At 41.3% G+C, this 25,981-nt stretch carries 16 protein-coding genes; 12 read left to right on the top strand and 4 right to left on the bottom strand.

The features are described from left to right. Positions 1-118 precede the first annotated feature (118 nt). The 7 genes from GVN16_RS15700 to GVN16_RS15670 all read left to right on the top strand — a co-directional run bounded on the left by GVN16_RS15700 (position 119) and on the right by GVN16_RS15670 (position 15,146). The gene (locus GVN16_RS15700; RefSeq protein ID WP_229244200.1) at positions 119-3,145 is read left to right on the top strand and encodes a TonB-dependent receptor; all 3,027 of its coding nucleotides are present in this window, start codon (positions 119-121) and stop codon (positions 3,143-3,145) included. Between the two features lie 21 nt (positions 3,146-3,166). Continuing rightward, positions 3,167-4,660, top strand: a complete 1,494-nt coding sequence (locus GVN16_RS15695) for a RagB/SusD family nutrient uptake outer membrane protein (RefSeq protein WP_229244199.1) — start codon at positions 3,167-3,169, stop codon at positions 4,658-4,660. A 210-nt stretch (positions 4,661-4,870) separates the two neighbouring features. After that, the gene (locus GVN16_RS15690) at positions 4,871-5,422 is read left to right on the top strand and encodes a hypothetical protein (RefSeq protein ID WP_166564861.1); all 552 of its coding nucleotides are present in this window, start codon (positions 4,871-4,873) and stop codon (positions 5,420-5,422) included. Positions 5,423-5,504: 82 nt separating this feature from the next. Next, positions 5,505-8,798, top strand: coding sequence for a VCBS repeat-containing protein (locus tag GVN16_RS15685; protein WP_166564860.1), 3,294 nt, complete (start codon positions 5,505-5,507; stop codon positions 8,796-8,798). After that, positions 8,799-12,131, top strand: a complete 3,333-nt coding sequence (locus GVN16_RS15680) for a VCBS repeat-containing protein (RefSeq protein WP_166564859.1) — start codon at positions 8,799-8,801, stop codon at positions 12,129-12,131. Positions 12,132-12,143: 12 nt separating this feature from the next. Next, positions 12,144-13,673: an oligosaccharide flippase family protein gene (locus GVN16_RS15675; protein WP_166564858.1), complete on the top strand. Its 1,530-nt coding sequence runs from the start codon at positions 12,144-12,146 to the stop codon at positions 13,671-13,673. A 21-nt stretch (positions 13,674-13,694) separates the two neighbouring features. Beyond that, complete coding sequence (locus tag GVN16_RS15670) at positions 13,695-15,146, top strand: UDP-N-acetylmuramoyl-L-alanyl-D-glutamate--2,6-diaminopimelate ligase (protein ID WP_166564857.1); 1,452 nt, start codon at positions 13,695-13,697, stop codon at positions 15,144-15,146. Here GVN16_RS15670 and GVN16_RS15665 read toward each other — a convergent pair. Then, positions 15,143-16,135 (bottom strand): YpdA family putative bacillithiol disulfide reductase, encoded by a 993-nt coding sequence (locus tag GVN16_RS15665; RefSeq protein WP_166564856.1) that lies wholly within the window; start codon positions 16,133-16,135, stop codon positions 15,143-15,145. The two genes, GVN16_RS15670 and GVN16_RS15665, sit on opposite strands and share 4 nt — an antisense overlap. A 453-nt stretch (positions 16,136-16,588) precedes the next feature. Between GVN16_RS15665 and rseP the strand changes: the two genes are divergently transcribed. After that, a complete protein-coding gene (gene rseP / locus GVN16_RS15660; RefSeq protein WP_229244198.1) occupies positions 16,589-17,917 on the top strand; it encodes an RIP metalloprotease RseP in 1,329 nt (442 codons plus the stop codon). 46 nt (positions 17,918-17,963) lie between these two features. Next, the gene (locus GVN16_RS15655) at positions 17,964-18,473 is read left to right on the top strand and encodes a DUF6702 family protein (protein WP_166564855.1); all 510 of its coding nucleotides are present in this window, start codon (positions 17,964-17,966) and stop codon (positions 18,471-18,473) included. A gap of 9 nt (positions 18,474-18,482) precedes the next feature. On the opposite strand, the gene GVN16_RS15650 is transcribed toward GVN16_RS15655, so the two are convergent. Further along, complete coding sequence (locus GVN16_RS15650) at positions 18,483-21,110, bottom strand: carboxypeptidase regulatory-like domain-containing protein (protein ID WP_166564854.1); 2,628 nt, start codon at positions 21,108-21,110, stop codon at positions 18,483-18,485. Between the two features lie 22 nt (positions 21,111-21,132). Next, positions 21,133-21,930: a GLPGLI family protein gene (locus GVN16_RS15645; protein ID WP_166564853.1), complete on the bottom strand. Its 798-nt coding sequence runs from the start codon at positions 21,928-21,930 to the stop codon at positions 21,133-21,135. A gap of 722 nt (positions 21,931-22,652) precedes the next feature. On the opposite strand from GVN16_RS15645, the gene GVN16_RS15640 reads away from it, so the two are divergent. From GVN16_RS15640 to GVN16_RS15630, 3 genes are all read left to right on the top strand, one after another. Continuing rightward, positions 22,653-22,994, top strand: a complete 342-nt coding sequence (locus GVN16_RS15640; protein WP_166564852.1) for a helix-turn-helix domain-containing protein — start codon at positions 22,653-22,655, stop codon at positions 22,992-22,994. A gap of 259 nt (positions 22,995-23,253) precedes the next feature. After that, positions 23,254-23,736 (top strand): MarR family winged helix-turn-helix transcriptional regulator, encoded by a 483-nt coding sequence (locus GVN16_RS15635; RefSeq protein ID WP_166564851.1) that lies wholly within the window; start codon positions 23,254-23,256, stop codon positions 23,734-23,736. Positions 23,737-23,773: 37 nt separating this feature from the next. Continuing rightward, positions 23,774-24,211, top strand: a complete 438-nt coding sequence (locus tag GVN16_RS15630; RefSeq protein ID WP_166564850.1) for a hypothetical protein — start codon at positions 23,774-23,776, stop codon at positions 24,209-24,211. Between the two features lie 5 nt (positions 24,212-24,216). On the opposite strand, the gene GVN16_RS15625 is transcribed toward GVN16_RS15630, so the two are convergent. After that, on the bottom strand, positions 24,217-25,878 hold the full coding sequence (locus GVN16_RS15625; RefSeq protein ID WP_166564849.1) for a S41 family peptidase: 1,662 nt from the start codon (positions 25,876-25,878) through the stop codon (positions 24,217-24,219). Positions 25,879-25,981: the final 103 nt, after the last annotated feature.

Raw genomic sequence — 25,981 nt, 5'->3', positions numbered from 1 at the left:
TCTTTTTGTAGTTTTGAAGGCTGAACTGTGTTTTATTCAATTTTAAGTGAATTAAGTATTACACGTGGGAGGCAAGTAGTTGTATAATATTTCCTATTTTCAATTAACAAAATAACCTATGATTAACAAGTTTTACCAGATGGGTCAAAAGAACTTTGACGCTGGAACGATGGCATTGTACAAAAAGACGATGACATTATTTACCATCCTATTATGTATGACTTTTTCTGTTTTCGCACAGGACATTACCGTGTCGGGAAAAGTTTCTGATAAAAAGGGTGAAGGTCTTCCGGGTGTTACCGTCCAATTAAAAGGTACAAGTAAGGGTGTTTCTACTGATCTTGACGGAAATTACAAGATTGCCGGCGTTCCGGGAAATGGAACACTAGTGTACAGTTTCGTCGGTATGACGCCTCAGGAAGCTGCCATTGGTGGCCGTACTACCGTTAACATTACGCTTTCTGATGATGTTACCGCATTAGAAGAAATCGTGGTAGTTGGTTACGGTACTGTGAAGAAAAAAGACGCTACAGGTGCAGTAAGTGCGATCGGCACAAAAGATTTCCAGAAAGGTATTGTGACTTCTCCTGAACAATTGATGCAGGGTCGTGTGGCCGGTGTTCAGATTTCACAATCAAACGGTGAGCCTGGTGGAGGAATCAATGTGCGTATCCGTGGTACGTCATCTGTATTCGGTGGTAACAACCCTTTGTTTGTTATCGACGGAGTGCCATTGAGCGGCGAAAATACCTCAAGTGGTAACGATGCGAGTGGTGTGGGTCGTCAACCTGCCAAAAACCCTCTTAACTTTCTGAACCCTGATGATATTGCAAGCATTGACATCCTTAAAGATGCCTCTGCTACTGCTATTTACGGTTCAAGAGGTGCACAGGGTGTGGTTTTGATCACGACCAAGAGAGGAAAAGGTAAAGGAACCCTTGATTATGGTTATTCATTGGGGATAAGCAACATCACTAAAAAATATGATTTGCTGAATGCTGCTGAGTATAAAGCTGCGGGCGGACAGGATCGCGGAAGCAATACTGACTGGCAGGACGAATTGTTCAGAACAGGTTATACCAACCAGCATAACCTTTCTTACGGAGGTGGAGATGCAACTGGTAACTACCGTTTCTCTCTGGGTCATCTGAACCAGCAGGGTATTATCCTTAACTCTGCTCTGAAAAGATACAGTTTAGGATTCAGCGGTTCGAAGAAATTCATCGGCGACAGATTAACGATCGGAAGCAGCGTTAACCTTTCAAGTACCACTGATAATGGTGTGCCTATTTCTGAAAACGTTGGTTTCAACGGCGATTTGCTGGGTAGTATCCTGAAATCAAACCCTACATTACCGATCTACACTACAGTAGACGGAAAGCAGGTGTTGAACCAGCCGGGACAAACCGAACCGAACCCGCTTGGATTTATTCAGTTGTCAAAAGATTACACTAATTCTCTAAGAGCTTTAGGTAATATCAATGCTGAACTTGAAATTGTTAAAGGATTGAAGTTCAAAACTGTTTTAGGTTTTGACAGATCTTTCTCAAGCAGAAAGATGGCGACTTCAAGAGATCTGATCATTGAAGCGAATGCCAACATCGGTAGAGCTTACATCAGAGATATCGAAATCAACAACCAGTTGTGGGAAAACTACTTTACCTATGACAAGGAGTTCGGTTCTGTAACTTTGAATGCTTTGGCGGGTTATTCTTATCAAAGCTTTGATTTCTATAGCAAGAACGTGGCAGCGGCTAATTTCCGTACCAGCGATCTTAACCTGATGATCAATAACATTGCTTCTGCCAACAGCGGTAATGAAGGCGGATCTGTTATTCAGAACTCTTCTTCTGAAAAAGATGAACTACAATCTTATTTCGGCCGTGTTAATTTAGGCTTCGGTGGTAAATACCTTTTAACTGCCACACTTCGTGCGGATGGTTCTACAAGATTCGGTGGTAACAACAAATATGGTTACTTCCCTTCGTTCGCTGCCAAATGGAGATTGATCGAAGAAGACTTCGTTCCTAAAAATGTATTTTCTGACTTGGGTCTTCGTGTTGGATATGGTGTTACCGGTAACCAGTCAATTCCTCATAACCTTTATGACAGAAGAGACCGTTACGGAAACTGGAACATCAACAGTGGTGCAGATAACATCGAAGGTGGTGGATTGAACGCCATTGCGTTTAACAACCCTAACCTGAAATGGGAATCAACTGCAGCGTTTAACGTCGGACTTGACTTTGCCATCCTGAAAAACAGGATCAGCGGTAGTTTTGAATTCTATGAGAAACATACTAAAGATCTTTTATTCAACGTGGTTTCTGCTCAGCCTGCTCCGACTCCGTTTACCTGGAAAAACCTGGATACAGATATTCAGAACAGAGGGGTGGAATTGTCATTGAACGCTACGGTGGTAGATCAGAAAGATTTTTCATGGGAAGTTCTATTCAACATCTCTCATAACAAAAACCTGATCAAAAACCTTGACGGTTTTTATGATACAGGTGAGATCAACGGACAAGGTCTTTCAGGTGCATTTGCTCAGCGTCTTGCACAGGGACAACCACTGTTTGCTTTCTTCCTGAGAGAATTCGGAGGATATGATGCAGAAGGTAATTCAATCTATCCTAAGGGTGACCTTCAGCAGTTCCTTGATGGTAAAGGGCCTCTTCCTACAGTAACCGGTGGTTTGACAAACAACTTCAAATACAAAAACTTTGATTTAAGCTTGTTCTTCAACGGTGTTTTCGGAAACTACCTTTATTCGAACACTGCCAACGCATTCTTTACTGCAGGTTCACTGGCTAACGGCAGAAACGTAACCAGGAATGTTGTAGGTAATGGTGAAGGAGCTTTGAACGCCCCTGACGTGTCGACCCGTTTCCTTGAAAAAGGTGATTTTGTAAGACTTCAAAACTTGACATTGGGCTACAGAGCACCTATCAAGAATACCAAAGTATTTTCTGGAATCAGATTATTTGTTACCGGACAAAACCTGTTAACTTTCACAAAGTATAGCGGACAGGATCCGGAGGTAAGCACCAATAAGTCTCTTAACGGAATTCCTTCTTTTGGAATTGACTATACAGCCTATCCAAGAGCGAAGACCTGGACCATTGGAGCTAATTTTTCATTTTAAAAACTATAATAATCACTTGAAATGATGAAAATAAATAAAATATATAAAGTTTTAGGAGTGGGCCTTGGTTTGGTTTCATTCACTGCTTGTACCGACCTTATTAATGATGAGAAGGATTCTGTTGTGCGTGAATCGGAAAGTGGCGGATTTACTCCTGGTAACCCGACTGAACTTTTAGCATCGGCTTATGTTGATTTGGGTGCTTACACGGATCAGAACAATATTTATGCTTTGGGTGCTCATACTTCAGCTGAAATGATCCCTCCGACCCGTGGTGTTGACTGGGGTGATAATGGTGTATGGCGTACTCTGGATGCCCACACCTGGGATGCAGGTCACCCTGCCGTAAGAGATACCTGGAACCAGTTGAATCAGAGAGCTTATAAACTGACTGAGATCCTGGCTTCCAATCCAACTCCGGCACAGGCCGCACAGGCTAAGTTCCTGAGGGCTTTCCATATGTTCCATGTGATGGATTATTACGGACAGGTTCCTTTCAGAGAAGTTACCCAGGGTGTTGATGACCTGCCTAAGGTATTGACCCGTTCTGAAGCTTTTGACTTTATCGTTAAAGATCTTGAAGAAGCTCTTCCGGTATTGGCTAATGCCGGTCCGGCTCCTCAGAACGGTGTTGCCAACAAAGCAGCAGCTAACTTCCTTCTGGCTAAATTGTACCTTAACAAAGGAGTTTACAAAGCAGCTAAACCTGAAGGTCCTTATACTTTTGACAAAGCTGACATGGACAAAGTGATTGGCTATGCTAACGCAGTTGCTGCTTCGGGATACGCTTTAGAAAGTGACTACTTCACTAACTTCTCGACTACGGCTTCTAAAGAAATCATTTTCGTGAGTCTTGAGGCTACACCTCAGAACCGTTGGTTCATGACTTTGCACTACAACCAGAATCCTTCGGGATGGAACGGTTTTGCTACTTTGGCTGACTTCTATGACACTTTCGAGAAAGGTGATTCAAGAATCGGTATGCCGGCTAAAGGTAACGGTAAAGAATTCTCAGGTATCGGACACGGATTCCTTATCGGTCAGCAGATTGACGACCAGGGTAAAAACATCATCGATACCCGTTCTTTGAAACCGCTTTCTTTCACCAGAGACGTGCCTTTGGCAGGTGCTGCTACAGAAAAAGGAATCAGGGTTATCAAGTATCACCCTTCAACTGCAGGAAAATACATCCTTATGCGTTATGCCGAGCTTTACTTAATGAAAGCTGAAGCTATGCTGAGAGGCGGAGACAATGCAGGTGCCCTTAAGATGATCAATGATCTGAGAACACTGAGAAAAGCCTCTGCTTTAGCTTCTCTTACCCAGGACAACCTTTTCGCTGAGATTGGCCGCGAATTGTACTGGGAAGGTGGTAAAAGAACGGTGGAAGTTCGTTTCGGTAAGTTTACCAACGGAACCGGTGCTCAGGTTAAAGAAAACTTTACAGTGTTGTTCCCTATCCCTTCTCAGGCGATGGTATCTAACCCGAACCTGAAACAGAACGAAGGATACTAAGAACTTTCATATATCTGATACAGACAAAAATGCTCGATTATTCGGGCATTTTTGTTTTTATACAGGCTTTTGAACGACTATATTGTACCGGTTTGGGTTTAATACTCAGATCTTGCTTAACATGTCTGCAGATGCAGCACATTTTTTCTGATATTCGCGTTATTACTGATAACACGCCATTTTGTTAATAGTTTTTGAGTTTATCTTGATATGAGGATTATAAGTTTTTTGCTGATTTTTGTTCTTTTTAATTCATGCAGATTAAAGAAAGATTACAAGAAAGAGTTTGAATTGCTGAGGCCCGGTGAGGCCCGTATCAGCGTAAAGATTGATAATCAATCTTTTTATCCGGAGGAAAGTATTTTTAAAGGGGAAATAAGTATTTTTGATACTTTTTTCAGGCTTAATGTATTTGACCAGTTTGAGAGTAATGTCGTGATCAGTTTCGGGGGGCAAAACTGGTATAAGGAAAAGCCTGTCCGGAAACAGGTGTTTATAGACAACCAGGTGGCCGCCAGTGTATTGATAGGTAAGCTGCAGCAGGATGATCATACCAAAGGAATTGGCTACCTTATGACCGAAGGTGAAATTACGGTAGAGGCATTGTCGGAGGAAAAGATGATCATGCACCTGAAAGGAAAGGTGGGACGCTATGAAGTGCAGAGAGAACCTGAAAAATGGAATGAAATGGAGGCGACTATACTTTATAAAAAACCTGATATGAAAATTCAGGCCACCAATAAAAAGGACATTTTTTACTGAAAATTAATCCGCACATCACGATAGAAGATTTTTGAACTACTTTAACACTATAATAACCTTGAGAAACTATCTGATAATTTTCATGATTATTGTTTTTTCACAAGCTTGTAAAAACGATAATCAGAATGTGCTTTTTGAGCAGCTCAGTGCTGAAGATACAGGAATAGATTTTCAGAACACCGTCAAGAATACCGAAGATTTCAACATTTTCAGCTATAGAAACTTTTATAACGGCGGCGGCGTGGCCACCGGCGATATCAACAACGACGGCCTTCCTGATGTTCTTTTTACTGCTAATATGGGATCCAACAAACTGTACCTGAACAAAGGTAATTTTAAGTTTGAAGACATCTCTGAAAAAGCAGGCATTACACAAAAAGGACAGTGGAATACGGGCGTAGTGATGGTTGATATCAACAATGACGGCTGGCTGGACATCTACATCTGCAATGCCGGGTATGACAAATGGAAGAGCGGTAAAGGAAACGCTTTATTTATCAATAACCATGACCTTACTTTTACTGAAAAGGCGGCCGAATACGGACTGGACGAAAAAGGCTATACCACCCATGCCGCCTTTCTGGATTATGATATGGATGGCGATCTCGATGCTTATATCCTGAACAATAGTTTTATTCCGGTCAATACCCTTAACTATGACAACAACCGCGAGCTCAGGGCGAAAGACTGGCCCGTAAAGGACTATCTTAAAGGGGGCGGAGATAAGCTGCTCAGAAACGACAACGGTAAATTTGTGGATGTGAGCGAGGAAGCAGGCATATATGGCAGTTTGATCGGGTTTGGCTTGGGGGTCACCGTCGGGGATGTCAACAATGACAACTATCCTGATATCTATATTTCGAATGATTTCTTTGAAAAAGACTATCTGTATATCAATCAGAAAAACGGGAAGTTCAGGGAAGAAATTGAACAAAGAATACCGCATACGAGCATGGCGTCTATGGGAGCCGATATGGCCGACATCAACAATGACGGCTATGAAGAGATATTTGTTACGGATATGTTGCCGATAGATGAGCATCGCCTGAAGTCAACCACATCTTTTGAAAATCACTACATATTCAACCTCAAGAATAAGAAAGGGTTTTATAATCAGTATATGCAGAACAGTCTGCAACTGAATAACCATGACGGCACGTTTTGTGAAATCGGTTTTTACGCAGGCGTGGCTGCCAGTGACTGGTCATGGGGAGCCCTGATGTTTGATGCCGATAACGATTCCAAAACAGATATTTATGTCAGCAACGGAATTTATCACGATGTCATTGATCAGGATTTTATTGACTTTTTTGCCAATGAGATCAATCAGAAAATGGTATTGTCAGGGGAGAAAGAGAAATTTGACAACATCATCAAACATATGCCTTCCAAGCCGATCGGGAATAATTTCTTCCTGAACAAAGGCTCATTCAGGTTTGAGGAAAAATCAACAGAGTCCGGTTTATCGACGCCTTCTTTTTCGAACGGTGCATCTTATGCAGACCTGGACAATGACGGCGACCTTGACCTGGTGGTCAATAATGTCAATCAGCCTTGTTTTGTGTATAAAAACAACACCGAGAAACTGAAACCTGAGAACCACTACCTGAAGCTTAAATTTAAAGGATCATCATCAAATGTCAACGCCATCGGGACAAAGGTGCAGGTGTTTGCCGGTGATCAGGTATTGACAAGGCAACTGAATCCCTCAAGGGGCTTTCAGTCGAGCACGGAATATGCCATGGTTTTTGGGATGGGGCCGGTTAAGCAAGTGGACTCTGTCCGCATCATTTGGCCCGACCTGACCTACCAGGTACATAAGTCGGTGAAAACAGATTCTACCTACAGTTATACAATGCAGGGAAGTAAACCCTGGATAAACACGATACCCCAGGCTTTTTCTAAGTCAGTATTTGCTGAAGTGTCTGATTTCCCGTTTGAAAAGCACCTGGAGAATGACTACGAAGATTATTATAATGAAAAGAATATCCCGGTTTTATTGTCGCGTGAAGGTCCCAAAGTGGCAGTCGGAGATGTAAACGGAGATAAGAAGGAGGATATTTATATTGGAGGGGGAGCCGGACAGGCCGGGCAGCTTTATCTTCAGACCGGGGCCGGTTTCAGGAAAACCGTTCAACCCGCGTTTGAACAATATGCCATTTTTGAAGATACGGCCGTTCACTTTTTTGATGCCGATGGTGACGGTGATCTGGACCTCTACGCAGGATCCGGAGGAAATGAATATGATCCGGGAGAGCGTTTGCTGATGGACAGAATTTATTTTAATGACGGACAGGGTAATTTTAAGATCAATGGTAAAGCATTGCCTTTAAACGGCATGAACACCGGGGTGATCATTTCGAATGATTTTGATGGCGACGGCGACCTTGATTTGTTTGTAGGAGGCAGAAGTTATCCGAGACAATATGGACTTAAACCCATCAGCTATATTTATCAGAATGACGGCAAGGGGATCTTTAAGGATGTGACCCAACAGGTAAACCCGGATATCCGGAAAATCGGAATGGTGAGGGCAGCCAGCTGGAATGACCTGAACGGAGACGGTAAAAAAGAACTGATCATTGCCGGTGACTGGATGAGTCCCAAAGTGTACGAGTTTAAGGGCGGCAAATTTGTTCCGCTGAAAACCTCACTGGATAACCTGTCAGGATTCTGGGGGGCCTTGCAGATAGCTGACCTGGATAAAGACGGTGATTTAGATATGGTTTTAGGTAATATGGGAGAGAATTTCCCGCTTAGTGTCGACCTGGAAAAACCTGCTAAAATCTGGGTGGGCGACTTTGACAACAACTCGTTCACCGATAAAATAATGACCAAAACCTATAAAGGAAAAGATGTGCCGGTTTTCTTAAAACGTGAAATGACAGAGCAGTTTCCTTTCCTTAAAAATAAGAACCTGAAGCATAGCGAATACGCCGATAAGACCCTTGAAGACTTGTTTGAACCGAAGGTTTTGAAACAAGCGTCAGTCAGCAGCGTTAATTTTATGAAATCTGTGATAGCGATCAATGACGGAAAAGGAAACTTCACCGTCAGCGACCTTCCGGTAGAAGTTCAGTTTTCTTGTGTCAATGCCATATTGGCTGATGACGTCAATGCTGATGGTTTACCGGATCTGATCCTGGGAGGAAACAACACCGGGTTTATTCCGCAGTTGTCCCGTCAGGATGCCAGCAGAGGGATTGTATTAATAAATAAAGGGAAAGACAAATTTGCGTACCTGCCCAATAAAGACTCAGGATTCACCATGACGGGAGAAATACGTGATTTGGCGACAGTAACGGTTAACAAACAGAAATATTTTTTAAGTTTAATCAACGACCAGAAGCCACGGGTGTTTAAAATCAACAGATAGATGCTAAAGAAAACATACTTGATTTTTAGCTCCGTTTGTTTGATGATGGTGCTGAATGGCTGTAAAAACAGTGCGAAAACCGAAGCGATGTTCCGCATGCTTGATCAGGATAAAACGGGGATTTCGTTTGTCAACGAACTGAAGCCCTCACCGGACCTGAACATCTTCAACTACATGTATTTTTATAACGGAGGGGGAGTGGGTGCCGCTGATCTTAATAATGACGGTCTGGCCGACCTGGTTTTTACGGCAAACCTAAAAGACAATAAGTTATTCCTGAATAAAGGCGGACTGAAGTTTGAAGATGTCACCGAAAAATCAAACTTTAAATCAGCTGACCTTGGCTGGTCAAACGGCGTGTCTATCGTCGATATCAACCAGGACGGCATGCTGGATATCTACATTTCACAGGTTGGCAATTTCTTAAAACTCAAAGGCCATAACCTGTTGTATGTTTGCCGGAAGATCGAAAACGGAATACCGGTTTATGATGAAAAATCAGCAGAGTACGGACTGGACCTTGTGGGTTTCGGGACCCAGGCTGTTTTCTTTGATTTTGATGCAGACGGTGACCTGGACTTTTTCCAGCTCAATCATTCTGTGCACCAGAACGGGACATTCGGGAAACGATCGGTTTTTGAGAATACTTTCCATCCGCTGGCAGGGGACAGGATTTTCAGAAATGATGACGGCAAATATGTGGAGTTCACAAAAGAAGCGGGTATTTACAGCACCGCCCTTGGATATGGATTAGGGGTAGTGGCCGGAGACGTTGATTTTGACGGATATCCGGACCTTTATGTCGGTAACGATTTTCATGAAAATGATTATCTCTACATCAATCAGAAAAACGGAAAGTTTAAAGACGAAATAGAGCAGCGGATCAAACACACCAGCAGGTTCAGCATGGGGGTGGACATCGCCGATATAAACAACGATATTTTCCCTGAGATTATCTCCCTGGATATGTTGCCCTATCAACCCGAAATACTGAAGCGTTCGGAAGGGGAAGACGCTTATTATAATTTCAGATTTAAGCTTCAGCAAGGTTATAACTATCAGTTTGCGAGAAATAACCTTCAGCTGAATAACAAAAACGGCACCTTTAGTGAGATCGGTCTGTTTTCAAATATCCATGCTACCGACTGGTCCTGGTCATCGTTGTTTATGGATTTTAATAATGACGGCATCAAAGACCTGTTTATTTCAAATGGAATAAACAAACGGATGAATGACACGGATTATATCAATTTTGTTTCTAACGACGAGATACAGCAAAAGATTGAGGATAAGAAATTTGATGAATCGGATATATCATTGGTTGACCTGCTTCCCGAGGTCAAAATACCTAACAAGTTTTTTGTCAATAATGAATCTCTGAAGTTTGAGGAGCTGACCACCCAGGTGGAAGGCAACAGGGATTCTTATTCCAACGGAGCGATTTACGCCGACCTGGACAATGACGGGGATCTTGACATTGTGACCAATAACATCAACGAAAATGCTTTTTTGTATGAGAACCTTTCTGATCAACACAAAAAGGGGAACAAAGCCCTTCATGTTGACTTGGAAGGTAGCAGCAAAAACAGGAACGCCATAGGTGCTAAAGTCCTGGTTTTCGAAAAAGGCAAGACGCTTTCATTTGAAAAATTCCCGGTTCGCGGGTTTCAGTCGTCGTCGGAGATTCCTCTGACTATCGGATTGGGAAAGAACCCGGAGGTTGATTCCATACTGGTGATCTGGCCTGACAATACGTTCCAAAAGGTATCGTACGACAGTGCTAAAGTAAACCTTAAGATAACTTATGCTCCGGGCCTGCCGAGGTTTGACTATGAGGGTTTCAAAGCGAAGATGCTCGCTGATGAACCTCAGTTTGAGGAAATTACAGGGCAGGTGGGTTTAAACATCAGTCATAAAGAGAATTTCTTTAATGAATTTGACCGTGAAGGACTGATCCCCAACCAGATGTCGACAGAAGGCCCGGCATTGGCGGTAGCAGATATCAATCATGACGGACTGGAGGATATTTTCTTTGGCTCATCCAAGTGGGAGAAAAGCAGGGTTTTCGTTCAGACTCCGCAAGGTAAGTTCATTGAAAAAGCTCAGCCTGAACTGGCAAAAGACAGCACCTTTGAAGATGTGGATGCCAAGTGGGTTGATGTTAATAATGATACCCATCCTGACCTGGTGATCGGTGCCGGGGGCAATGAATTTTACGGTAAATCGGAATGGCTCAGCCCGAGGGTTTATCTGAATGACGGCCTTGGTAACCTGGCGTTGAAGAAAGGGGCGTTCAAAGATATTTATTTAACAGCATCATGTGTTGAGCCGTATGACTTTAACGGGGATGGTTTCATAGATCTTTTCATAGGGGCCAGGTCTGTGCCGTGGGCTTACGGCAAAAAGCCCGATTCTTACCTGTTCCAGAATGATGGTAAAGGAAATTTCATCAATGTAACCGAAAAGATAGCTCCCCAGCTTAAAGGACTGGGATTTGTAAAAAAAGCAACCTGGGCTGATATTGACAATGACCGTAAATCAGAATTAGTGGTGGCATTGGAATGGGATGGTATTGTCTCTTTCAACCAGAAGTTTGAGAAAAGCTACCTGACCGACAAAAAAGGCTGGTGGAATTTTGTTTTCCCGGCAGATATAGACAATGACGGGGATGTGGATTTTGTGGCAGGTAACCTGGGACTGAACAGCCGGCTAAAGGCTTCAGATGCCGAACCTGTGAGAATGTATGTCAACGACTTTGACGAGAACGGCCGCCTGGAGCAGATCATCACGTATTATATTCAGAACCGGGAGGTGATTTTTGCAGATAAAAAGGAAGTCGAAAAGCAATTGCCGTACGTCAAAAAGAAATACGTCTTTTCCCGGGATTTTGCCAAGGCGTCATTGAAAGAGGTTTTCGGGGCGGATAAGATAGATGCTTCGGAAGTTTTTGAAGCCGATTATTTTTCAAATGCCGTTTTGATCAATGATGGAAAAGGCAAATTCACCTTAAAAGAACTGCCTGATAATATGCAATATACCCCATACCTGGCCGCTGAAGTGCTGAATAAAAACAAGGGCGGACTTCCGGATTTACTGATGGCCGGGAATTTCTTCGACTGCAATATTCAGTTGGGACAATACGATGCTGATTTCGGAAAACTCCTGATCAATAAAGGAAGCGGCAATTTTAAAGCTTCTGATTTTGGAAATCTGAGAATTGACGGACAGGTAAGACAAATCAAAAAAATCAACATTGCTAACCGAAAATGTTTTTTATTTGTAAAAAATAACGGGCCTCTGATGATTATAGCCGAAAAGCAGCCTGTTTTATAGAGAACATTTTAAATGAGCGTTTTAAAGAAATTAGCTGGCGACACCGTTTTATACGGCCTGAGTAGTATTGTGGGCCGTTTATTAAACTGGCTGCTCGTCATTGTCCATACCCGTATTTTTGAGCAGCCGAGGCTGCTTTCAGACAATGCCCAGTTGTATACCTTTGTCATTCCGCTCAATATCATCTTTACTTTCGGGATGGAAACGGCGTTTTTCAGGTTTGCTTCTGCCAAAGAACACCGGCAGTCTTACTACAACCAGATACTTACCTTTATCATCATCTTATCGACTTCCTTATCAACTCTGTTTATCCTTGGGGCTACACCGATTATCAACGCCCTGAACTACCCGGGCAAAGAACGCCTGATTGTCTGGTTAGCCATTATTATTGCGGTCGATGCCGTTACAGCCATTGCTTTCGTGAAGCTGAGGGCAGAAAACAAAGCCAAAAAATTCGTGGCCATTAAGCTGATCAATATTTTCATTAACATCGGGCTGAATGTCTTCTACCTGATATTTTGCAACTATATCCTCAAAGGTCTGATCTTCCCTGATCTCAAACCTTTCGCGGCCTTTTTTTACAACCCGGCTATCGGGCCTGACTATATTGTCTGGGCCAATTTCATTGCCAGCCTGGTCACCTTATTGCTGCTTTGGAAAGAATTTGTCGGGTTCAGATTTACCTGGGACTGGGAAAAACTCAAGCCGGTTTTGGCCTATGCCTACCCATTACTGATCATGGGCCTGGCTGGCTCCATTAACCTGACAGCTGACCGTCTGATGTTCAGAGATTTGTTACCACCTGGTTTTTATCCCGGGTTCAGTGTCGACGATTCATTCAGTATTTATGCCCAGGTGTATAAGCTTTCCATTTTTATGACGCTGGTTGTGCAGGCTTACCGCTACGCTGCAGATCCGTTTTTCTTTTCTAAAATGGGAGATAAAAACTCACCGGAAATGATTGCTATGACCACCAAATGGTTTACCATCGCCTGTATCGTTTTATGGATAGGCGTCAGCTTAAACCTGGATTGGATCGGTCTACTGATCGGACCGACTTTCAGATCAGGCCTCCCCGTGGTTTCATTATTATTGCTCGGCAATCTTTTTATAGGAGTGTACGGCAACATCTCCATTTGGTACAAACTGACAGACAATACAAAATTCGGTACCAGGATAACGGTGATCGGTTTGGTCATTACGGTTGCCCTTAATATTGCCCTCATTCCTTTTATAGGGTATATGGGGTGTGCCATTACCTTTGCTTTGTCCTCTTTTGTGATGGTCTGGCTTTGCTATTATTACGGACAGCAGTATTTCCCTGTGCCTTACGAAACCGGAAAGATCATTGCCTACCTGATCGGGGCAGGATTAATCATTCTGGCCAATACACAAATCAATATCACCAGCTATTATCTGTCTGTTCCTTTTCACATGATCGTGGTCCTGCTTTTCATGGCCATCATCTACTGGGTGGAAGTCAGGATGAAACCTGAACCCCCTCAGGAGGAAATTTTGTATGACAAAGACTTATTCGGTTAAGAATCCCCAAAAATCAATGTTATGTTACTAAGTGACGTTCTTTATAAAATATCATTAATATCTGTTTCAGGGAAAACGGACTTTTCCGTAAGCTCTATCGTATTTGACTCCAGGCAAGCAGGCCCCGGAAGTCTATTTGTAGCCATACCCGGCACGCAGGTAGACGGCCATGATTTTATACCTAAGGCCGTCAGTTCGGGTGCTGCAGCGATCCTTTGTGAGCGTTTACCTGAAATACTGGAAGAGTCGGTAACTTACGTGCAGGTAGAAAATGCTGCCCGTGCGATGGGATTTGCGGCCAGCAATTTTTACGACAGCCCCAGTTCAAAATTAAAACTGGTGGGCGTAACCGGCACCAACGGCAAGACTTCTACTGCTACCATTCTGTTTAGTTTATTCAGAAAGCTCGGTTACCGTTGCGGATTGCTTTCCACCGTACAAAACCAGATAGAAGATGAGGTAATTCCCTCGACACACACCACGCCCGATTCTGTGAAGATCAATGAGCTGCTTCAACTGATGCTTGACGGTGGATGTGTGTTTGTATTCATGGAGGTCAGTTCTCACGCGGTCGTTATGGAGCGTATTGCGGGTCTTACTTTTGTGGGTGGAATATTCACCAACATTACCCAGGATCACCTTGATTTTCACGAGACTTTTGATAATTATATAAAAGCTAAAAAAGGCTTTTTTGACCAGTTACCTGCTACTGCTTTTGCTCTCACCAACGCTGATGATCGCAACGGCAAAGTGATGCTGCAAAACACGAAAGCCGAAAAGCATTCTTATTCATTAAAAAGCATCGGAACCTTTAAGGGGAAGGTACTGGACTGTGGCCTTTTTGGTTTGCAGATGGAAGTGAACGGACAGGAAGTCTGGTTCAAACTCATCGGTAAGTTCAATGCTTATAACCTCCTGGCTGTTTTCGGAGCAGCTGTTTTGCTGGGAGAGAACGAAGAAGAGGTCCTGACCCAGCTGTCGGATATTAAGCCGCCTCCGGGACGATTTGAGCAGATCATATCCCCGGAAAAAATAGTCGGGATCGTTGATTATGCCCATACCCCCGATGCCCTGCAAAATGTGCTGGAAACCATCGCTGATCTGCGTGAAGGAAATCAGAAAATCATCACCGTAGTAGGCTGTGGAGGAAACAGGGACAAAGGCAAACGGCCTTTAATGGCTAAAATAGCCTGTGAAATCAGTGACTATGTTATCCTGACTTCCGACAATCCGCGTAACGAAGAGCCCGAAGACATCCTGGCAGATATGCAGGCCGGCGTACTCATTACCCAAAAAAGAAAGGTGGAAACCATCACAGACAGGAGAGAGGCCATTCTGAAAGCTGTAAAAATGGCTCATCCTGAAGACATCGTTTTAGTGGCCGGAAAAGGCCATGAAACCTACCAGGATATCAAAGGAGTGAAACATCACTTTGACGACAAAGAAGAGCTGTTTCTGGCTTTTGGAGGTTAATTCCGGTAAGCTTTCCGTCCTGAGATCGTCTCAATGATCTTTTCGGCATGTACACGCGAGTTTTCGATAAAAAGACTGTGGGTGTTCATGCCTCCGCAAACCACGCCCGCGAGGAAGATTCCCGGAAGATTGGTTTCCATGGTTTCTTCGTTGTATTCAGGCTTCAGGATCTCGTCGTCCGACAGGTTAATTCCGATTTTTTTAAGGAATGAAAGATCAGGCTGATAACCGGTCATCGCTAAAACACGGTCATTATGGATCTCAACTTCACCCTCCGGTGTATTGATGATGACTTTATCAGGCGTGATTTCTTTTATTTCAGAGTTAAAGTAAGCTTTGATTTCCCCCTCTTTAATCCGGTTTTCTATATCTGGTTTTACCCAATATTTTACCCTTGACCCGATTTCTGAGCCTCTTATTACCATCGTCACTTCTGCCCCTTTTCTCCAGGTTTCCAGGGCGGCGTCAACGGATGAATTGTTGGCCCCTACCACCACCACCTTTTGCATGGCGTAGAAATGCGGGTCTTTATAATAATGCGTTACCTTAGGCAGGTCCTCTCCGGGAACGTTCAGCAGGTGCGGAATATCATAGAAGCCGGTGGCCAGGATAACATTGGAAGCTTCATAGGTATGCTTTGACGTTTTAACTTCATAGCTGTCTGAGTCTTTTTTCTGCACTTCAGAAACCTTTTCAAAAAGCCTGATATCCAGTTGTTTGTGAATGGATACCCTTCTGTAATACTCCAGAGCTTCAGCACGGGTGGGCTTGGCCAGGTTCGAAACAAACGGAACGTTACCGATCTCGAGTCTTTCAGAGGTACTGAAAAAAGTCATGGTGGTGGGGTAATGATACAGGGAATTGACCAGGCAGCCCTTTTCAATGATAAGGTAGCTGAGGCCCGCCTGCTGACAGGCCAGACCACAGGCCATGCCGATGGGACCGCCGCCGATGATGATTACTTCTTTTTTTTCCGGATTATTTCTCATTATTAACAGATCATTACATTAAGATAAACTCCGGTTCAGGATAAAGAATTCCTCCGGACAGGCAATTTAATACCGGAAGCACAAGCTATTCGGAATATTTGCACGGACTTTCACTAAGTTTTAAGATAATAAGCGAAACCGCTTCAAATATTTTATTAATTTCAGGGTGTTCAATGTGACGGAATTGTTAGCATTAAGTAAGTTTTTCAAAGGGTTCGAACAAACTATACAGGTTTTGTGTTTGCTAATCACGGATTTTAACACATTTTTATAAAAATAAAGGATGATCTTAAGCCATGAATTAGATTTGTCCTTTTTGTTTGATTAATTTTGTGTTTAATCGGAGAGGTTTCTGGAAAGCAAATAAAGATTCGGAGGAGAGATAAGTGCCCATTTCTCATAAGTGAATTACAAAAGAATAAATAAAATATTGAAAGGGCTAAAAGACACATTATGGAAGGATTAATTATGGCCGCTCAGCTTTTGCTGGCACTGACGATTTTAGTTGGATTACACGAATTCGGACACTTTATTTTTGCTCGTATCTTTGGTATCAGAGTTAATAAGTTCTACATCTTCTTCGATTTCCTTTTCCCCCTGCCCAATGTCCTGAATTTTGCTCTCTGGAAAAAGAAAAGTGGTGACACTGAATATGGTTTGGGTTGGTTTCCGTTGGGAGGATATGTAGATATCGCCGGGATGATCGACGAAACCAAAGATTCTTCCCAGCTTTCAGCTATTCCTGAGCCTTATGAATTCCGCTCAAAACCAGCCTGGCAACGTCTTTTTGTGATGTTAGGTGGTATTATCGTCAATGTGATCCTCGGAATCCTGATTTACTGGGGCGTAAAATATACCTGGGGTGATGAAGATTTCTCGAAAGCAGAAGTGAATAAATTAGGCTATTATGCCTATCCTCTGGCCCAGGAAATGGGTTTTAAAACAGGAGATAAAATTCTTAAGATAAACAACGGTGATTTTGAGACTTACGGAGATGTCCGTGCAGCCCTCGCTACCGAGAATACTTTCTTTACAGTAGAGAGGGACGCTAAAATAGTAGAGGTGCCTATTCCGAACGAACTGATCAATCAGCTGGCGAGTAAAAAGCCTTTTCTTGAACCTATGCTGCCTTTCCAGGTGGATAAAGTAACGAAAGGCTCACCCGCAGAAAAAGCAGGCATGAAAGATGGTGACAAGATCGTCAGCATCGACAGCCTGCCGGTGACCTACTTTCAGAAATTCCAGCATCAGCTTAAAAGCTATGCCGGCAAAAAAGTTAACCTGGGTATAGAAAGAGACGGCAAACTGCTGAACATTTCTCCTGTAGTGGCTAAAGATTCTACTATCGGATTCAAAAATAAGTTTTTATTGACCTCAACCAAAAAGCAATACTCTTTGGGTGAGTCGTTTGTGAAAGGAGCAGGAGATGCCCTTTCTGTCATCCCGGCTCAGTTCCAGGGTTTCAGCAGAATATTCAAAGGCCATATTTCGCCTTCCAACGCCCTTAGCGGGCCTGTGGGTTTATCACAGATGTTTGGAGGCTATTGGGACTGGGAAAGATTCTGGACACTCACCGGTTTGTTGTCTATGGCCCTTGCTTTTATGAATGCCCTTCCTATTCCGGCTCTTGACGGAGGGCACGTAATTGTCTTGCTTTATGAAATGATCAGCGGACGTAAGCCTTCTGAGAAGTTCATGGAACGTACCCAGCAGATAGGAACATTCATTTTGCTGGCGTTAATGGTTTATGTTCTGTTTAATGATACGCTGAAGTTATTCTAAAAATATCAGATCCGGAGGAGCCGATCCTCCGGATTTTTCTTCAAAAATGCACCTGATCCTCAGCCTGATATTATTCTTTAATCCATTTGGAGACAAAACCCCTGCCTCCGGTGCCAGGCATGATTTCCACACCTCGCTTACAGAGATTAACTACAATCCTGCCTCGAAATCGCTCGAAATCACCATCCGTGTTTTTACAGATGACCTAGAAAGTGCCCTGATGAAATTCGGAGGTAAAAAGGTGTTCATCAATACCACCACCAAAGACAAACATGACCCGCTGATCGAGCAGTATGTCAGCAAGCATTTTGCTCTTTTGTCCCCTCAGAAAGAACTTAAAAAAGGAGAATACCTGGGCCGCGAAACAGAAGCGGACGCCACCTGGTTATACTACGAAATTCCCAACTGCCAGTCAATCAAAGGCTATACCCTGATGAACGACATCATGCAGGAACTTTTCGATGACCAGACCAACCTTGTCAATATCATCTACCCCAAAGACAAAAAAACCATCATCTACAACGCCAAGGTGAAGAGCTCGGTGTTTCCGTTTTGAGTAATTTTATTATAGTGAAAATCTGACCTTAAAAGTCAGTTGAGCAGGTCTTAAACGGTAAAAGGTTTCAATATAGCTGAATGTGCCGGAATTAACAGCCAACAAAGATTTCACGTTAAAAATATTAGTCCAGTTGAGCTCTAAATCGACTTTCTTTTTTCCTACAGTTTGCCTGCAAATTAAATCTGTAAACACGCTTTCGTAATGAGTGAAATTGTTGTTGTATAACTCATTGATTATAGCGAAATATGTATTGTCTTTCGGATTGATGTTGAGTTTTAATTCATGATTTTGTTGTATGATTTTCTGCCTGGGGACTCCAATAATAATGTTCTTAAAGCATGATAGTTTATAGCCATAATCAACACCAAACCAGCTGAGTGGCTGTGAAGATAATAAGAAGTTAGGGGTAAATGTCCTTAAATTAATCCTGGATAGCTCATTGTTTATAATCTGAACACTTTCTTGAGATGACAAAGATGCTGATAATGTCAATGTCGTTTTTATAGTTCTGAAATACTTTGCAAGTCTACCTCCCAGGGAATTGTTATTGTTGTAGTTTACTTTTTCGATGGCGTCTCTTTGAGAGCCCCCGTCTTCATTCAAATGATTTTCAAAAATAAGATTGTTCCTTCTTTTACTGTTGCTGAAATTAAGGCTTCCGAACGTAGAGTTTACCGGGTTCTTGTAACTTATCCCAACGCTATTAGTCAAAGTAAGAGTTTGCAATAAAGGAGCATCAGATCGGTTGATATCTCTGTAAGATGTCAGAATATAACCATAGTACATCTGATTTAAATCGCCAAAGCCATTTTTTGATCCGGATGAGAGATAAGTTGCCCAGAATTGGTTTAGCTGATAATTGATATTTAAGGCAGGCTCAAATGTTATTTTTTCTAACGACTCTCCTTTGTTCAAAACTTTATCTTTAATTTGGAAAGAATAAAAATGTACCGGAGTTTCTAATGAAACATTTAACCCACCCTTGCGATACCTTGATTGGAGATTTACATAGTACTTTTGATTCAACCAATTAAGTTGATTAGTATAGACATTCCCGAAGCTTTCAGAGGGTGAAGTAATGGCACTCTCCAGTTTTTGCTTTTCAACAATAAACCCGATTTCCGTTCCTATTGAAATTCTTTTAACTCTCTTCAGCCATTGAAGAGAATTGTCTGTAAAGAAGCTAGTTTGTATAACTTCTTGTCTGATCGTGTTTTTGAGACTGTCTTTACTTATTAATGGAGTAAATGATCCGGGACTTACTGTTAAGCTCTGAGGTGTTTTTTCAAATCCTGTTCTCGAATTAAGAGTGACAATCGACTTGCCAATCCTTAACAGATTTTTATAGTCATTGGAAATATTAAAAAAAGGATTTTCTAAGAGTTGGGTAAAGTCACCATTATTATTGGTTATCAGACCGGTTTGGTTATCCCAATAGGCTTTAGATTTTAAACTGTTCTTGAAGTATTTTTTTTTAGTATTTTTTTGTAAAGTTAAATCAGATTTAAGATTGTTGAAATGAAGTTTGTTGTATTTACTCTCAGTTAGGCGGATACTGTCTTCTTTTGAAGTAAAAAATAGTGTTTGGGTATATCCTTGCTGAATTTGAGTGTCGTTTGAATAATCGGCGATCAAACGGAGCTCTGTGTCTTTCTTTAGCGTTTTAAGGATATTTATACTTGCCAGGTGGCTATTGTTGTCAAGCCACCTAAGGCTTTTGAAAGAAGGATTGGAGAGTTGTTGTATACCAAGCCAGTCTTGTTTATTTTCGGGAGTTGGCAGTCCGTCTTTATATATACCGGGAGTAAGTCTCATCAATTGACTCGTATTGTTTTTACCAATGTTATTGGTCTGATAACTGCCTAGAAATTGTTTTTTTTTTGTAAAGAGCATAGGAGTCAGGTTAACATCCCAAAGTGCGGCAGGCAATCCGGTAGCCAGGCTTAACTGACCGGTAGTAGTTATATTCTTCTTCAGCTTTATATTCAAGGCAGCTTTGTTGGAAAGGACAAGACTATCCAGCATGCGAATGGGTTGATGATTCTCAATAACTTCAATATCCGTAACCGCTTCTGCATTTAGATTGTCATTAGCTATTTTGTAACGACCTTCCAGTAAATCCATGCCTTCAATATAATATTTATTGATAGGTTCGCCCTGGTAAAGGATCCTGCCATTTGGCTCGACCTCTATACCTGGTAATTTCCTTATGATGTCGGCAATTACTCTGTCATTCTTATTTTTAAAAGCTGAAACGGAATAAGAAAGTGTATCACCGTTTTTTTTGATGGGTTCTGGTTTTACTTTGAATTCTTTGAGTTCAAAAACACTTTCCTGAAGATTAAAATTAACTACCTGCGTTTCATTAGTAATTTTTCCGGTTACAGGAGAATAGCCTAAAAGTCTCACTTCTAAAGTTACAGAGTCTGCAAGGGATGAAAATTTTATTTCATATCTACCTTGTTTATCAGAAAAGCCATAGTTGAGGAAAGTATTTTTGCTAGATTCTGTGATCGTCAAAATTGCGTTTGAAATGGGGTTTTGGTTTTTGTCCTTTACTAAGCCACGGACTATTGTTTGAGAAAATGAACTCAAGGAGGTGTTAAGAAAGATGAAAATTGCAATGCAACGCATTCTTTGTTTATGGATTTTTAGTCTACTCCCTTTCGATAAAATTTGTTTTCTGCTTTCTGGGACCTGTCGATTTACTTATGTCACCTGAGGTAATAACCATGCCGGCGTCCGTAATCTGTTTTAATGGAGTTAAAATCGTCTCATTTTGCAATTTAATAAATTCTTTTTGGCTTACCTCAATTGCTTCGTTGTACAAGTAAGGCCTGCTTATTTTGATTTTTACAACTTTTTCAAAGCTTACCAATTCAAAATTAAAATGATTTTCTGTGTCAGATATTTTTACAATCATGCCTGGTAAGCCATAAAACTTGAATGGCCCATCAGGGATAGGGATTTCAGTAGTAAACCATGCTACATATTGTCTTCCGGCATATTTAGTAGTGGCCTTATGGCAAATCATATTGTTTAGTTTTAGGGTGTCCGAGTGTAGGTCCCACTTCAAATAGTTATTTTGATCATATTTATACTGAGATATTCCTAGCAACTGAAAAGTCTCGGTTCCTTTTTTTTCGTAATCTTTTTTTATGTAGGTTTTGAAGAAATTTTTTGAAGAAGTTTTCCGGAAATTGTCTAGTTCTGAGTACGGATCCAGATCTTTTTCATCCATCTGTATTAGAAGTGAGTCGACAATTAAGAAATTTTCTGTAACAAAAACAGATTCTCTATTATTAGATATTATAAGCAGTCCTTTTTCTTTTGATCTGTAGTTAAGATTGTTGGAGTTTGGAGAAAAAGTAATGTCGTATGTTACTTGATAATTTTGAGAAGAGCTTTCGAAATGAATAAATATAAATAGAAGAACGAATATGATAGACTTCATAATAGTTTTTGTACATGATAAAATGACTGATGCGTTCAGAAAAAAACAGTCAATTAATTAGCTGATAATTGTTGAGTTGACAGATAATTAATTGACTAAAGATTTGTTAACTAAATTCGCCGTTCGCACATGCATCTTCAATCCATTCGAGCATTCTGACGGCCTCACTCCTCGAATAACTTCTGCTAGATCGATCGCAGACAACTGCACCGCATGAAGACCCGAAGCAAGTCATGAGTAAATTCCGTTTGACAGTAGGCTTCTTTAGTTCGGGTAAAGATTTTGTCACTTTAGCTTCTTTCTTTGATTCTTCTAAATCACCTTTTCTTTCTGACTTAGCCTTAGAATTGGCAAAAACGGATGACATTAAACACAAGAGAAAACAGGTTAAAAGTAGTTTTTTCATAAATGTAGAATTGATAATTATAGTTGTTACAGAAATTTAAAGTAGCTGCCTAACCTTTCCCTACTAAGTTCTGCCAAAATTATATAGAGTTGTTTTTAGTTTAGTTGTCGAAAATGCACAGTAAAGTGCATGGGCAGCATAATATTTTGCTTGAAATGTTTTTTGACAGTAAATAGTGAGTGTAAAATAACCTCAGCACTAACCTTTTATAGCTGAAACGGAATTAAATGAGAATATTAAAAAGCGAATATTTGTAAATTCAGAAATTGAATGTAAGTTTGATGGAGTTACTGATAAATCAATACAACCCGGTAAAATGAAAATAGGAAACCAAATCCGCTCAATCAGGGAGAAAAAAGGAATTTCTTCCAAACAACTTGCTTCAAATCTTGATATAGACCTGTCTACTTTGAACAGGATTGAAAATGGTAAGATTAATAAGTTTGATCCGGAATTCCTCGAAAAAATTGCTCATTTCTTGGGCATAAATATCTCAGAACTTTTTGGGAAGGATAATACCTATAGGTCTTCAATTAAACAAGAGGCAATTGAGCAGTTTGAGAAGATTGAAGAGATATATGAAAAGTTACTCGCTGCTAAGGAAAAAGAAAATGTCGCTCTAAAAGAGCAAATACAAATATTAAAGACAAAACTTTAATGTGGAATGATGTTTCTTAATGAAAAGTGTGTCATTTTCTTTAAGTGAATATAGTGAGGTCGGTGTTTCCGTTTTGAGTAATATTCTAACAATCAGCCGATTAAATTTCAAGCTTATCATTTTACCAACATTTACTTTAAGAAAAGTCAGAATTGAAATTCCATTTCAATCAAAATATAATAGTATGCTTGCATAATATTAATAAATAGTTATTTTTGTGAGTGTATTAAAATCATTATAAGCGTTGAGAAGGGAAACGATGAAAAAGGAAAAGACCATAGATTTTCATATCAAATGGACGTGGCATGCAATTTCCAGAATGTATAATATTTATGCTGCTCCAAGCGACATGACCATGTCGATAGGATATGTTTTGCTGAATATTGACCAGGAGAAAGGAACTCCGGCTACTAAAATCGGTCCTTCAATCGGTATGGAACCACGAAGCCTGACCAGGATGCTGAAATCACTGGAAGAAAAGGGCTGGATTTATCGTGAAACGGATGCGGAAGACAAGCGTTTTGTCAATGTATTTCTGACCGAATTAGGTAAAAGCAAAAGGAATTTTGCCAGGGAGGGCGTGATCGCCTTCAATAAAAAAATACATGAGAGCATTCCTATGGAAAAGCTGAGTGTCTTCTACAGTGTCATCAATGACATCAAGGAAATCGTTGAAACCCAGACCAACGACTCCAAAGCCACAATAAATGGTTTTAAAGCAACAGAAGAAGTTGAAGTTTAAGACCGTTTTTTACTACTTTTGTAAAAAAACAATTCAATTGAGAAATAAATTAATCTTAGTCTTCATACTCGCCGCAAGTATTCAGGGATTTTCGCAGAGCGTTGTTTATTATCCTTTCAACTCTTTAATGTCGGTAAGTACCAATCCCAATAACAGAGTCTGGATGGATGTGAGGTTTCAGACCAATTCTTACTTTTCTTCATTAAGCACAGAGTTTTCCCCGATGGTTAACCTCAATAAAAATCCTAAGGCAAGGTTTTATGTAGGGGCGGGTGCCAAATTTAACTTCCTGAACGACCTGGCAGACAAAGATATTCTCGAAGGCTATTTTCTGAACATAGGGTTCAGGTCATCTCCTTTCGAAAAATACAAAAAAATTCAGTTTGCTTTTGAGCTCTCTCCTTATGCTGTATCCAATTTTGAACTGGGTATTTTCAGAACCCACCTCGGTATCGGATACAACTTTTCGAGATAACAATATTAGTTTTTGCTGAGCTTCAATGGGTTTTTGAATTCACCCATGGCCACCTTGATCATTTCATCTTCCTGGTTAACAACCTGGTAAAACTCATTGTTCAGGCCTTTCTTGGTGCTTTCTTTCCAGATATTCTTCGCCACAAGGGCTTTCATTTGTGAAATGATGAACGCTTTGGAAGCTTTATAGTCCTTTTCAGAGAATTTGGCCCCGCTCTTAACAGCCATGTTGTTCAGGTCTGTCAGCATCTTTTCTGACACGGCAAATGAATTCAGGTATCCGTTAAAAGTCATTTTCTCCAAAGCTTTCTTATTGTCTGAAGCATAGATAAGGGCATATTCACGCAGGATGTTCTTAGAGAACAACTCAACCAGGTATTTTGAATAATAAGAAGTATCCTGTGCTACAAAAATGTCAGGGGTGATTCCGCCGCCACCATAGACCGTCCGGCCGCCTTTGGTTTTGAACTTTAATTTCTGATTATTTTTAATGCTGTCCTTGACATAGAGCTCTCCTTTTTTCTCACGATCGTACATTTCCTCCATGTACCCTTCCATATTGCCTAACTCATAAGGTTTCTGGATACTTCTGCCACTTGGAATGTAGTATCTTGAAATGGTAAGTCTCAGTTCAGAGCCGTCAGAAAGCGTGATAGGTGCCTGAACAAGCCCTTTACCAAAAGTCCTTCTTCCGACGATGGTCGCCCTGTCATAATCCTGAAGTGAGCCTGAAACGATTTCTGCGGCAGAAGCACTGCCTTCGTCTACAAGAACCACGATCGAACCTTTTTCAAAGATGCCTTCAGTACCGGCAAAAATACTCTGGTTATTGGCCTTGTCTTTTCCTTTGGTATAAACGATAACATCATCACCGCCCACAAGTTCATCCACAATGTTGGTGGCCATTTGCATGTACCCGCCGGGATTACCTCTCAGGTCAATCAGAAGCTGGCTCATGCCCTGGCTTTTCAGCTGAGAAAGGTTTTGTTTGAATTCATCGTAAGTCGTTTCAGAGAAACGGTTGATTTTGATATACCCTGTTTTCTTATCAGCCATAATATAAGAGGCATCTATAGAAAACGTAGGGATTTTATCTCTTTTGACGTTGAAAATAAGGACGTCCTTAAATCCTTTTCTTTTGATATGCAGTTTGACATCACTGCCTCTCGGGCCTCTCAAGGTGTTAAATACCAGGGTGTTGTTCAGGTCTTTGCCACTTAGAGATACCTCGTTTGCTTTAAGAATGATATCGCCGCTCTGGATACCTACAGCCTCTGAAGGGCCGCCTGTCAATGGCGTAACCACAAAAAGCGTGTCATTGAAAATATTGAATTCGACGCCAATGCCGTCAAAGCCGCTTTTAAGCTGGGATTGTGCCATCTGGGCTTCGGCAGGCGGAAGATAAGATGTATGAGGGTCAAGCTTTTCCAGCATTTTTTCGATGCCGTAATCAGCCAGTGAGTCCGTATTGACTTTGTCGACATAGCTTTTGTCGATATACATCAGGATCTCCTTAAACTTGGCGGAAGTCTTCACCACATCGTCTGCGATGGGCTTACCACCGAAAAAAGTCGCTCCAAGAAAAATTCCTGCTACCAGGGTAATGGCTACCACAATAGGTAACCGCACTGTTTTTTTATCGTTCGAAATAGGCTCCTGATTATTCATTCCTTAATGATGAGATCTTTATATTTTCTTTTGAACACCATTTGCACCCGAAAAAGTTTAATGGTTCTGTAAGTAAATATAATTCGAAACCGTGCTTTTTATT

This window comes from Emticicia sp. CRIBPO (assembly GCF_009905725.1).
In the GTDB taxonomy this organism is placed as follows: domain Bacteria; phylum Bacteroidota; class Bacteroidia; order Cytophagales; family Spirosomataceae; genus Leadbetterella.
The sequence above is the reverse complement of the archived record's forward strand: the minus strand, read 5'-3'. Positions and strand labels throughout refer to the sequence as shown.

Bases quoted from the DNA above. Each gene is read 5' to 3' on its own strand.
- GVN16_RS15700 (WP_229244200.1), top strand. From the start codon at position 119: ATGATTAACAAGTTTTACCAGATGGGTCAAAAGAACTTTGACGCTGGA.
- GVN16_RS15695 (WP_229244199.1), top strand. From the start codon at position 3,167: ATGATGAAAATAAATAAAATATATAAAGTTTTAGGAGTGGGCCTTGGT.
- GVN16_RS15690 (WP_166564861.1), top strand. From the start codon at position 4,871: ATGAGGATTATAAGTTTTTTGCTGATTTTTGTTCTTTTTAATTCATGC.
- GVN16_RS15685 (WP_166564860.1), top strand. From the start codon at position 5,505: ATGATTATTGTTTTTTCACAAGCTTGTAAAAACGATAATCAGAATGTG.
- GVN16_RS15680 (WP_166564859.1), top strand. From the start codon at position 8,799: ATGCTAAAGAAAACATACTTGATTTTTAGCTCCGTTTGTTTGATGATG.
- GVN16_RS15675 (WP_166564858.1), top strand. From the start codon at position 12,144: ATGAGCGTTTTAAAGAAATTAGCTGGCGACACCGTTTTATACGGCCTG.
- GVN16_RS15670 (WP_166564857.1), top strand. From the start codon at position 13,695: ATGTTACTAAGTGACGTTCTTTATAAAATATCATTAATATCTGTTTCA.
- GVN16_RS15665 (WP_166564856.1), bottom strand. From the start codon at position 16,135: ATGAGAAATAATCCGGAAAAAAAAGAAGTAATCATCATCGGCGGCGGT.
- rseP (WP_229244198.1), top strand. From the start codon at position 16,589: ATGGAAGGATTAATTATGGCCGCTCAGCTTTTGCTGGCACTGACGATT.
- GVN16_RS15655 (WP_166564855.1), top strand. From the start codon at position 17,964: ATGCACCTGATCCTCAGCCTGATATTATTCTTTAATCCATTTGGAGAC.
- GVN16_RS15650 (WP_166564854.1), bottom strand. From the start codon at position 21,110: ATGCGTTGCATTGCAATTTTCATCTTTCTTAACACCTCCTTGAGTTCA.
- GVN16_RS15645 (WP_166564853.1), bottom strand. From the start codon at position 21,930: ATGAAGTCTATCATATTCGTTCTTCTATTTATATTTATTCATTTCGAA.
- GVN16_RS15640 (WP_166564852.1), top strand. From the start codon at position 22,653: ATGAAAATAGGAAACCAAATCCGCTCAATCAGGGAGAAAAAAGGAATT.
- GVN16_RS15635 (WP_166564851.1), top strand. From the start codon at position 23,254: ATGAAAAAGGAAAAGACCATAGATTTTCATATCAAATGGACGTGGCAT.
- GVN16_RS15625 (WP_166564849.1), bottom strand. From the start codon at position 25,878: ATGAATAATCAGGAGCCTATTTCGAACGATAAAAAAACAGTGCGGTTA.